General features: G+C 68.3%; 8 protein-coding genes. 3 read left to right on the top strand and 5 right to left on the bottom strand.

Translation table 11 applies throughout. The annotated features are described in order from the left end of the window. Window positions 1–98 precede the first annotated feature (98 nt). The 3 genes from AB1I47_RS32255 to AB1I47_RS32265 all read right to left on the bottom strand — a co-directional run bounded on the left by AB1I47_RS32255 (window position 99) and on the right by AB1I47_RS32265 (window position 3,466). Window positions 99–386 carry an ArsR family transcriptional regulator gene (locus AB1I47_RS32255; protein ID WP_354687723.1) on the bottom strand — a complete coding sequence of 96 codons (288 nt, stop codon included), beginning with the start codon at window positions 384–386 and terminating at the stop codon, window positions 99–101. A gap of 340 nt (window positions 387–726) precedes the next feature. After that, window positions 727–2,985 (bottom strand): xanthine dehydrogenase family protein molybdopterin-binding subunit, encoded by a 2,259-nt coding sequence (locus AB1I47_RS32260; RefSeq protein ID WP_354687724.1) that lies wholly within the window; start codon window positions 2,983–2,985, stop codon window positions 727–729. Window positions 2,986–3,001: 16 nt separating this feature from the next. Then, window positions 3,002–3,466: a (2Fe-2S)-binding protein gene (locus AB1I47_RS32265; protein WP_354687725.1), complete on the bottom strand. Its 465-nt coding sequence runs from the start codon at window positions 3,464–3,466 to the stop codon at window positions 3,002–3,004. Between the two features lie 361 nt (window positions 3,467–3,827). On the opposite strand from AB1I47_RS32265, the gene AB1I47_RS32270 reads away from it, so the two are divergent. Beyond that, the gene (locus AB1I47_RS32270; protein WP_354687730.1) at window positions 3,828–4,928 is read left to right on the top strand and encodes an acyltransferase family protein; all 1,101 of its coding nucleotides are present in this window, start codon (window positions 3,828–3,830) and stop codon (window positions 4,926–4,928) included. A gap of 3 nt (window positions 4,929–4,931) precedes the next feature. Here the strand turns inward: AB1I47_RS32270 and AB1I47_RS32275 are convergent, their stop codons facing one another. Both AB1I47_RS32275 and AB1I47_RS32280 read right to left on the bottom strand, forming a co-directional pair. After that, window positions 4,932–5,819, bottom strand: coding sequence for a c-type cytochrome (locus AB1I47_RS32275; RefSeq protein ID WP_354687726.1), 888 nt, complete (start codon window positions 5,817–5,819; stop codon window positions 4,932–4,934). Window positions 5,820–5,919: 100 nt separating this feature from the next. Continuing rightward, window positions 5,920–6,336 (bottom strand): nuclear transport factor 2 family protein, encoded by a 417-nt coding sequence (locus AB1I47_RS32280; protein WP_354687727.1) that lies wholly within the window; start codon window positions 6,334–6,336, stop codon window positions 5,920–5,922. A 357-nt stretch (window positions 6,337–6,693) separates the two neighbouring features. Here AB1I47_RS32280 and AB1I47_RS32285 point away from each other — a divergent pair, with 357 nt between their 5' ends. After that, entirely contained in the window at window positions 6,694–10,086 is a 3,393-nt protein-coding gene (locus AB1I47_RS32285) for a diguanylate cyclase (RefSeq protein WP_354687728.1), read from the top strand. 105 nt (window positions 10,087–10,191) lie between these two features. Beyond that, on the top strand, window positions 10,192–10,893 hold the full coding sequence (gene hutC, locus AB1I47_RS32290; protein WP_407935947.1) for a histidine utilization repressor: 702 nt from the start codon (window positions 10,192–10,194) through the stop codon (window positions 10,891–10,893). Window positions 10,894–11,256 lie beyond the last annotated feature (363 nt).

An 11,256-nucleotide genomic window follows, 5' to 3' on the forward strand; every position in this document is an offset into this window, starting at 1 on the left:
GGGGTGAGGGGTGGTTTAGCCAGGAACCACATCAAGCGGGGCCAACGGTTTTAACCCACCGCCCTCAGCCTTTGACCCTCCCAGACTACCTCAACGCATCATTCCCCCAACCCGCTTGCGTCGATATACCCCAACGCCTCCGTCACCGCCCTGCGCGCCTTCAGCACATAGCAGACCCGCCGCTCCTGGATCGACAGCGCCAGCACATTGGCCTGCACCAGTTCCTGGAACACATGGCCGGCGCGCGCCAGGCTCAGGCGCGCGACTTGCGCCAGGTCGGTCGCCGGCAGGCCGTTTTCGCCGGCTTCCAGCAGCGCCCGGCAGATCCGGGCCCGGGCGGGCTCGGTCATCAGGGCGAGGGTCAGGGTACTTTCCTGGGTCTCCATGGCCACACCTCGATCGTCCGGCACACCCCCGGAACCGCAACGTGCGGCGGCCGGGGCATGCTGGCGCAGTTTTTCCCTGTTCTACGCGGCTCGCCGCGCAAACGCAATAGGGTGCAGCCACGCCTTGCGGAACTCTGGAACTAGCTCAGCCTCACCTCGCTTCACATCGCTGTTCTTCAACCCGCCGCGCATCGCACGCCCGCGCGTCTGAACAAGGCCACGAGCACTCGCATACGCTCCCCTCTCCCGCACGCGGGAGAGGGGTGGGGGAGAGGGCAGGAGCATCAACGAAGTAACACGCGTCGATATTGCCAGCGCCCGCCCTCACCCCATCACCCCATCACGCCATCACAAACGGCAACTGCCTCTGCCTCTTCCCCGTCAGCTTGAACAGCGCATTGGCCACCGCCGGCGCGATCGGCGGCACGCCCGGCTCGCCCAGTCCGGTCGGGTTCTCCTGCGAGGGCACGAAGAACACGTCCACCACCGGCGCATCGGTGATGCGCGGCGGCGGATAGTCCGGGAAGTTGCTGTTCTTCACGGCACCGTTCTCGATTTCGATGGCAAACCCCGGCTTCGTCATCGCCAGCCCGAAGATGCAAGCGCCCTGCACCTGTGCTTCGGCCGACATCGGGTTGACCACGCGGTTGGCATGCACGCCGGCGGTCACGCGATGCACGCGCGGCTCGCCCTTCACCACCGACACATCGACCACATACGCCACCACGGTATTGAACGACTCATGCACCGCCACGCCCCAGGCATGGCCCTTGGGCAGCTTGCGCTTGCCATAGCCGGACTTGTCCACCGCGAGCTGCAGCGCGGCGCGGTGGCGCGCGTGCTTCTTCTCGTCGAGCCGTGCCAGCCGGAACGCCACCGGATCCTGCTTCGCGGCGGCGGCCATCTCGTCGGCCAGCGTTTCCTTGACGAAGGCCGTGTGCGTATTGCCCACCGAACGCCACCACAGCACCGGCACATCCACCTGCGGGTGGTGGACCGACATCTGCAGCGGCAGGTCGTAGTCGTTCTCGACGATGCCTTCGGTCATGGTGGCGTCAACGCCGTTCTTGACCATAAAGGGCTCGAACGGGGTGCCCTTCAACAGCGACTGGCCAACGATGGTGTGCTGCCAGCCCACCACCTTGCCCTGCGCATCCAGCCCGATGCGGGCGCGGTGCAGATGCAGCGGGCGGTAGTAGCCGCCGCGGATATCGTCCTCGCGGCTCCAGACTACCTTGAGCGGCTCGGTGTGGCCCGCGGCCACCCAGGCCTTCAGCACGTTGGCCGCTTCCACGATGTAGTCCGAGGTCGGCACCGCGCGCCGGCCGAAGCCGCCACCGGCCATCATGGTGTTGAGCACGACCTTGTCCGGCGCGAGGCCCAGCGTGCGCGCAATGGCGGCCTGGTCGACGGTCTGGAACTGCGAGCCCACCCATACCTTGACCGCCTGCACCTTGCCTGCGGACACTTCGGGCTGCAGCGTGCAGTTGAGCGGCTCCATCGGCGCGTGCGCGAGATACGGGAAGCGATAGTCCGCCTCGATCTTGCGCGCGGCGCCGTTGATGGCCGCGCCGATATCGCCCTCTCCCGCGCGCGCCACCGTGCCGGGTTGCGCGGCCAGCTTCGCGTACTCGTCGAACAACGCCTGCGACGACACCTTCGAGCCCGCGTCTTCCCACTGCACGTCGAGCGCATCGCGGCCCATCTTGGCCGGCCAGTAGCCGCTGGCAATCACCGCCACGCCGCTGCCGCCGCGATCGACCGGCACCTGCAGCACGCCGCGCACGCCCTGCACCGCGCGCGCCTTGTCGGCGTTGAAGGACTTGACCTTGCCGCCGAAACGCGGCGGGCGCGCCACCACCGCCACCACCATCTTGTCCAGGCGCGTGTCGATGCCGAACGGCGTGGTCGCTTCCATCTTGCCGCGCGAATCCAGCCGCGGCGTGGGCTTGCCGACAATGCGGAACTGCGACGGGTCTTTCAGCGTGACCTGCTGCGGCACGGGCTGCTCCATCGCCGCGGGCGCCAGTTCGCCGAAGGTGGCGCGATGGCTGCCGGACGTAATGACGCCCTGCTCCACCTTGCAGCTTGCCGGATCGACCTTCCACTGTTGCGCGGCCGCCGCCACCAGCATCGCGCGGGCGCGCGCCCCCAGTTCGCGGTATTGCTGGAACGAGTGGTTCAGCGCCGTCGAGCCGCCAGTCATCTGCATGCCGAAGCCGGGGTCCTTGTACGGGTCGCCCGCCGGTGCCAGCGTCGCGCGCACGTTGCGCCAGTCGACATCCAGCTCCTCGGCCAGCGCCATCGGCAGCGCGGTATGCACGCCCTGGCCGAACTCGAGCCGGTTCACGGCCACGGTCACGGTGTTGTCCGGCGCGATGATCAGGAACGCCTGCGGCGGCGACGGCGGCGCCTTGGGCTTGGCCGCCTCCTGCGCCTGCGCCAGCGGCGTAACGCCCAATGCCAGGCCGCCACCGGCCAGGCCGGTCAGTTTCAGAAAGCTGCGGCGGTCCAGCGTCGCCACGCCGCTGGGTTGGCGCACTTCGCCGTCATTGCCGCCCTGGCCGCCGGCCAGTGCCTCGATGCCTCGGATTCGCATGATGATTTCCTCCCGCTCAGGCCAGCGCACGCGCGGCGTCTTTGATCGCCGCGCGGATGCGCTGGTACGTGCCGCAGCGGCACAGGTTGCCGGCCATGGCCTGGTCGATATCGGCATCGGTGGGCCGCGGCTTGGTGCGCAGCAGGCCGATGGCGCTCATCACCTGGCCGTTCTGGCAGTAGCCGCACTGCGCGACGTCGTGCCTGATCCAGGCGTCGAGCACGGCGCGCCCGACCTTGTCGGTGGCGATGCCTTCGATGGTGGTGACACGCGCGCCGGCGGTGGCCGATACCGGCGTCACGCAGCTACGCGTGGCCTGGCCGTTGATATGCACGGTGCAGGCACCGCACGCGGCCATGCCGCAGCCGAACTTGGTGCCGGTCATGTCGAGGTTGTCACGCAGCGCCCACAGCAGCGGCGTGGAAGGGTCCACGTCGACTTCACGGGTCTTGCCGTTGACGTTGAGGGTGAGGGTGGTCATGGGGGACACTCCTTGGGTACGTTGCCCGCTTGTTCTTACGGGTGCCCCGGCCAACGCAACCAGCGCCGGCATACGGCGCTGGGGCGGCTGCGCAAGTGGCGGGGGCACGGCCCCTGCGCCGCAGCCTGGCGCAAGGGACAAGTGAGGATAGTGCAATTTCGGTCACCTTGCCGAACGCTTTGCGACCTACGCTGCCCGTGACGCAGCTTTGCCCGAACTTTGGGCAACCGGCCGCTGTCAGTTATGGATTCGCCTCTTTCGAATTCCCTACGCTGAAACAGTGCCGTCGACTATTCCAGAACACCACCATTCCAGAGCCCGTGCGGCATCGACTCCGCCGGCATCCTCCAGGCAAGCCCCAATCGGGGCCCTTGCCCACACCACCCAGCCCACCACCCTCGCCCGCCTCGACAGCATCCAGGCCCTGCGTGGCCTGGCGGCGGCATTCGTAGTGGTCTATCACTCCGGGCTCGCTCTGGGCGGCCCGCATGCGCCGGTGCTCGGCTGGCTGACCGACAACGTGATCAAGCGCGGCCATGTCGGCGTGGATGTGTTCTTCGTCATCAGCGGCTTCATCATCGCGTGGGTCGCGGTGCTGGCCCGGCCCGAGCCGGAGCGGCCGGTCAGCTTTATCGTGCGCCGCCTGTTCCGGCTGGCGCCGCCGTACTGGACCATGTCGGCCATCCATGCGCTGCTGCTCAACCCGGTAACGCCGGCGGTGTTCGCGGCGTCGCTGGCCTTCCTGCCGACCTCCACCGCACAGGCGCCCTACTACGGCTATCCGGCGTTGTATGTCGGCTGGTCGCTCAACTATGAGCTGGCGTTCTACGCTGCCTTCGCGCTCGGGCTGCTGCTGGCCGGGCGGCGCGCGCTGCCGGTGGTGCTGGGCTTGTTTGCGCTGGGCACGCTGGTGCTGCCGTGGTGGCACTTCGGCACGCTGGTGGCCGATCCCGCGCAGGGCTACCCGTTCGCGTCGCCATGGCTGGCCATGGCCACCAATCCGCTGGTGCTGGAATTCCTGCTGGGATGCCTGCTGGCATGGGCCTATGCGCGCTGGCGCCATCTGCTGACGCCGGCACTAGCGCTGGCCATGCTGGCCGCAGGTTGCGCGGCGTTCGCGCTGTCGCTGCCGCTGGTCGGGTCTGAGTTCAGCCTGCTCGGGCGCGGACTTCCGGCCGCGCTGCTGGTGGCCGGCGCGGTGGCGGCCGAGCACGCCGGCGTGCTGCGCGTGCCGCGTGCGCTGATATGGCTGGGCGAGCTGTCGTACGCGCTCTACCTGACGCACCCCACCGTGATCGAAGGCGTCAAGCGGCTGATGCCCGCGCTGACGCCGGACCAGACCGGCCTGCAGCTGCTGCGCTTTGCCATCGATGCAGCGCTGGCGATTGCGCTGGCGCTGCTGCTGCACCGCTGGGTCGAACTGCCCGGTATCGCCGCGGGCCGGCGGCTGGCGCGCCGCTGAGCTTTACCTGCGCGGCATGCCGGTGAAGTAGAGGTACAGCGCCGTCAGCTCGGTATCGTTCATGCGCCCGAACGACTCGAACGGCATCACGCGGCTGATCTGCGTGCCGTCGGGGCGCTTGCCGCTGCGCATCATCTCGATAAAGGCCGCCGGGTGGGCGTAGCGCGACATCGGCCCGCCCGCGACCGGGCGCAGGTCCGCGGCCGGCGGCCAGTCCGGCGGCGCGCCGGGAACCTTGCCGCCGCGGAAATCGTGCCCATGGCAGCCCATGCAGGTATTGGCCACATAGCCGCCGTACTGCGCGGTGGCCGCCGGCACCTGCGCCGGCTGCACCGGCAGGCTGTGGTCGATCCTGGACGCCGCATCCTGCACCACGCCCACGCCATACAGCGCCCGCACCATCCACGGCAGCCGGATATCGGCCGGCGCGCCCATGGCCGGCGGCAGGGTGCGCAGGTAGCCCATCAGCGCGCCCAGGTCCTCGTCGCTGAGCCGGTTGTAGTCCTCGCTCGGCATGATCAGCAGCGGCCGCCCCGAAGGCGCCACGCCGTGGCGGATGCTGCGGACCCAGTCCACGTTGCGATAGGTGGCGATGTCCGGGTTGGCGCGCGTCAGGTCGGGCGAACGCACGCGCAGGCCATTGGGATCGTCGAACACCTGCTTGCCTCCGCCGCCGGCACCGTGGCATTCCATGCAGCCGCGCGATTCATACAGGTGCTTGCCGTGGGCAATGCTGGCAGGGTCTTCGCGGATGGTAACGGCCGCCACCTTCACCGCCACGGTGCGCGCCGCCTTGCGCTCGCCCACCCACATCGCGGCATAGACCGCCATGGCCACAACCACGGCTATCCCGGCCAGTCCCCATACCGCAATCCGCAGAACACGCGCCATTTGCCTTCCCCTGTCCACCGCCCCGGATGCAAGAGCTTGCGGCCAGTGGGCGGGGGGCTGTCTGTGGGGAAGGCCACATTACCGCGGCGCGGGCTGGGGTTCAGGCCAGTCCGGCCGGCGCGCGGTCGATAAAGCCGGTCATGCGCGCCAGCCGGCCATCGGCCGCGACGGTGGCGAAGTCCGTGCCCACCACCAGCGCCTGCTCACCCACGGGGCCCAGCTCCCAGCTAAAGCGCAGGTGCTCGCCATGCGCGTCCACCGGGCTCACGCGGATAAAGCGGAAGCCGGGGAATTTCGCCTGCACCGCCGCGATCATGGCGTCGATACCGGCATGGCCTTCGCCGCGCATCAGCGGATCGACATAACTGGCCGATTCCGTCCATGCCAGCGCGATCAGCTCGCGCCGGCGCGCGGCGTCGGTCTCGTTCCAGGCGGCGAGGTAGCGGTCGGCAAGCGTGGCGGGGTCGGTCGCAGCGGCGGCTTGGGCTTCAGATTGGGCTTGGATGGCAGCGGACATGGCGTTCTCCTTGGCTTGGTTGGGAATCCTGAAAGGCTGGCGTCAGGCCATGGCTGCATGATGGGCGCGGTGGCGCCGCGGCGCGATTACCCGTGAGGTTATTGGAGGGGTTACCGGGGGACGTCGTCAAAAAAGTCTGTGCCTCCTACCAAAAAACCGCCCCAAACACCAGTGGCAATAACGCCTCCACCTGCCCCCTCTACCCCTTATGCCAGCCCCGCCACCTCCGCTACATTCCCCTCTACGCTGGGCGGCACTCCGTCCGCGCGCAGTCGTGGCAGCCAGGAGCCGTTGCGACGCGCCGGACGAGCCGTCTTCTTCCAACCCATCCGTACCGCCTTCGCACCGCTCCCGTCCATGACGCCCGACACGGCCCCCCCGAGCCAACAGGCCGCTACCGAACCTCCCGCAGCACCTCCCGCCGCGCCGCGCCGCTGGCAACCCCTGCTGCTGGCGGGCATCGGCTATTTCCTGCTGGCGGCGGCGAGCTTATGGCTGGCGCGGCTGCCTGGCACCGTGGCGGCGATCTGGCTGGCCAACGCCTTCGGTCTGGGGCTGCTGCTGCATCGCCCGCGCGCGGAGGCGCCCCGGCTGCTGGCGGGCATGCTGGGCGCGAACGTGCTGGCCAACCATCTGTCTGGCGACAGCCTCGCCACCGCGCTGATGCTGGGCGCCGCCAACCTCTTTGAGATCGTGAGCGCGGCCGGGCTGCTGTGGCTGCTGGAGCGGCATGCCCGGATCGACCGCCACGGCCCCCTCGCGGCGTTCGCGGTGATGCTGGCGGTGGCCGGCATCCTGGCGCCGGCGCTGAGCGCCAGCGCGGGCGCAGCGGTCGTCGCCTACGCCTATGGCAGCCCCTATGCGCCGGTATGGTGGACCTGGTGGCAGTCCAGCGTGCTGGGCATGGCCGTGCTGCTGCCGATGATGCTGTCGATGAACGCGGCGCGCGTGCGTGCCGCCATCGCGCGGCCGCTGCTGGCGCCGCAGGCGGGCCTGCTGGCGCTGTGCCTGGGCATCGGCAGCCTCGCCCAGTGGCAGGGCCATGACCCGTTCGCAGCAATGTCGCTGCCGCTGGTGCTGGTGGCGCTGGCCGGCAACCCGTTCGCGACCGCACTGCTGACGCTGGTCGCCACGCTGTGCCTGCAGGCGCTGATGCTGGCCACGCATGGCCATGAGCCGGTGCCGCTGTCGGCGGCGGCGATCATGGTGTTCCCGGTCTGCATCGCCTACCTGACCGAGCAGAACCGCAATGGCGCCGCCAGCCTGCGCCGCAGCGACAAGCGCTTCCGCCAGGCGATGGAGCATTCGGCGATCGGCATGGCGCTGGTCGGCAAGGACGGCCACTGGCAGACCGTCAACCGCGCCCTGACCGAGCTGCTCGGCTACAGCGAGGCCGAGCTGCAGCAGCTGACCTTCCAGCAGATCACCCATCCGGACGACCTGGAAGACGACGTGCGCGCGGCGCGCAGCCTGCTGGCGGGCGAGGTCGAGTCCTACCGCCGCGAAAAGCGCTACCGGCACAAGGACGGCCATTACCGCTGGGCGCTGCTGGCGGTGTCGCTGGTGCGCGACGAGCACAGCGGCGAGCCGCAGCACTTCATCACGCAGGTCGAGGACATCCACACCCGCAAGCTGGCGCAGCAGGAGCTGGAACGGCTGTCGCGCCGCATCCAGCTTGCGGTGGAAGCGGGCGGCGTGGGCATCTGGGAATGGGACTTCACCAGCGCCGGCATCACGTGGGACGCACGCATGCATGCGCTGCACGGCACCGATCCCGCAGCGGGCGCGCCCATGGTGGAGCAGTGGATCGAGATGCTGCACCCGGACGACGTCAGCCGCGTCAGGGCCGAGATGCGCCAGGCCATCCGCGGCGACGCGCCGTTCAATACCGAATACCGCATCGTGCGACCCGGCGGCGAAGTGCGCCACGTGCGCGCGATGGCCAACGTGACCCGCACCGCCGACGGCATCGCGCATGCGCTGGTCGGCACCAACTGGGACATCACCGGGCAGCGGCACCTGACCGAGGCGCTGTTCGAAGAGAAGGAGCGCCTGCACATTACGCTGCGCTCGATCGGCGATGCGGTGATCTGCACCGACGCATCGATGCAGGTGACCTTCATGAACCCCATCGCCGAGCAGCTCACCGGCTGGACCATGGCGAGCGCCACCGGCCTGCCGCTGGAAAGCGTCTTCCGCATCGTCGACGAATCCACCGGCGAGCCGATCCCGAGCCCGGTCGAGGCCTGCCTGCGCACGCTGTCGCCGGCCTACCTGCAGGACGGCGCGGTGCTGCAGAGCCTGACCGGCGAACGCCACGACGTGCAGGACTCGGCCGCGCCGGTGCTGACCGCGCGCGGCGATGTGCTGGGCGCGGTGCTGGTGTTCCAGGACATCACCACTGCGCGCGCGCTGCAGCGCGAGCTGGCGCGCTCGGCCATGCACGATGCGCTGACCGGCCTGCCCAACCGCACCTGGTTCGAGAAGCGGCTGCGCGAAGCGTGCGAAGCCGCGCGGCTGCAGGGCCACCGCGGCGCGCTGTGCTTTATCGACCTGGACCGCTTCAAGATCGTCAACGACACCGCCGGCCACGGCGCCGGCGACGTGCTGCTGCGCGAGCTGGGCTACCTGATCCGCAACCACGTGCGCCCCAACGACGTGCTGGCCCGGCTGGGCGGCGACGAGTTCGCGCTGCTGCTGCAGGACTGCACCGTCGACCAGGCCGAGCAGGTGTGCCAGGACGTGATCGACGCCATCCGCGGCCGCCGCTTCCCGTGGGAGGGGCGCGTCTACGACATCGGCGCCAGCATCGGCATCGCCGCGATCGACATCGACGTGCCGCCGGTCAGCGAACTGATGAGCCGCGCCGACGTGGCCTGCTACGCCGCCAAGGCCGCTGGCCGCAGCCGCGTGTCGGTGTACCGCCGCGACGAGAGCGACGCGCGCCGCCACCATCGCGAACTGGAAGTCGCCGCCGGCATCCATTCCGCGCTGGAGGCCAACCGCTTCCGCCTGTTCGCGCAGGAAATCCGCGCGCTGCAGCCGGAAGACAGCGACAGCGCGGAGGACCGCCATATCGAGATCCTGGTGCGGATGGTCGACGAGCAGGGCGAGCTGATCATGCCTGGGGCCTTTATCCCCGCGGCGGAGCGCTACGACCTGATGGGCCATATCGACCGCTGGGTGATCCGCAACGTGCTGCGCGGCTACGGCGAGCGGCTGCGCGCGGTGCCGGGGCTGTCGGTGTCGATCAATCTGTCGGCCAATTCGATGGGCGAGCCCTTCCTGCTGCCGTTCCTGCATGCTGAGCTCGAAGCCAGCGCGCTGCCCGCCAGCCGCATCCGGCTGGAGATTACCGAAACCGCGCTGATCAACAACATGGCCGCCGCCAACCGGCTGGTGCTGGAGATGCGCAGCGCCGGCTGCACGGTGTCGCTGGACGACTTCGGCTCGGGGCTGTCGTCGTTCGCGTACCTGAAGCAGTTCCCCGTGGATTTCCTGAAGATCGACGGCAGTTTTATCCGCCAGCTTGCCGATAACGCGGTGGATCGCGAGATCGTCAGCTCGATCAACGATATCGGGCATCGGCTGGGGGTGCGCACCGTGGCGGAGTGGGTGGAGGACGAGCGCACTCTCGACGCGCTGCGCGCGATCGGCGTGGATTATGCGCAGGGCTATGCGATCGGCAGGCCGGAGCCGCTGGACGCGTACCTGCAGGCGTGCGGGCCGCGCGACGTCGAGATGTCGTGAGATCGGCCTGACATCGGCGGCGTGCCTGCCTCGGCGTGCTAAATTCGGCGCCTGTCGCTACCTCGCCTATCGAAGGGGAACCCGTTGTCGCTCGTGTCCGACTCCATGCCGGCGCCGCTTTATGCGCGCGTCAAGCAGCACATCAGCAGCAAGATCGCTGATGGTAGCTGGCCGCCCCACCATCGCGTGCCGTCGGAGACGGAGCTGGTCGAGGCGCTCGGCGTGAGCCGCATGACGGTGCATCGCGCGCTGCGGGAATTGACTGCCGAGGGGATGCTGGTGCGGCTTCAGGGGGTCGGGACCTTTGTCGCCGAGCCCAAGCGGCGGACTGCGCTTTATGCGGTCAACAATATTGCCGAGGACATCGCTTCACGCGGGCATCGGCATCATGCGCGCGTCATCAGCCTGGAAGAGGAACGCGCCGGGCCGGCGCAGGCCGCGGCGTTGGATGTGGCGCTGAAGCAGCGGGTGTTTCATTCGGTGATCGTGCATTACGAGGATGATGTGGCGATCCAGTTGGAGGATCGGTATGTCAATGCTGCAGTGGCGCCGGATTATCTGGAGCAGGATTTCACTTTAGAAACGCCGTATCAGTATCTGTCTCGCGTTGCGCCGTTGACGGAAGGTGAGCATGTGGTGGAGGCGGTGTTGGCGTTGCCTGAGGAATGCGCGTTGCTGAATATCGGGCGGGGCGAGCCTTGTCTGTTGATTCGGCGGCGGACCTGGTCTGCGGGGCGGGTGGTGACTTCGGTGCGGTTGGTGCATCCGGGGTCGTTGCATCGGTTGGAGGGGAGGTTTACGTCTTAAGTTGACATGTTGTCGTGGCTCGACGGCTCTCTTTGTCGATGATTGAGGGCTCGTGCTGTTGGTGACATGTTGGCGTTGTTCTGCCGCTGTCGTTGTCTCTATGATCGACAGCTCGCGCTGTTGGTGACATGTTGGCGTTGTTCTGCCGCTGTCGTTGTCTCTATGATCGACAGCTCGCGCTGCTGGTGACATGTTGGCGTTGTTCTGCCGCTGTCGTTGTCTCTATGATCGACAGCTCGCGCTGTTGGTGACATGTTGTCGCTGTGGAACCGCTTGGTTCCGCCCTCCTGGGCGGGTCACTTTTTGTCCGAGCGACAAAAAGTAACCAAAAAGCGCGTCGCCTGAGCGGCTGGCTATCCATTG

Source organism: Cupriavidus necator, assembly GCF_040578825.1.
In the GTDB taxonomy this organism is placed as follows: Bacteria; Pseudomonadota; Gammaproteobacteria; order Burkholderiales; family Burkholderiaceae; genus Cupriavidus; species Cupriavidus necator_E.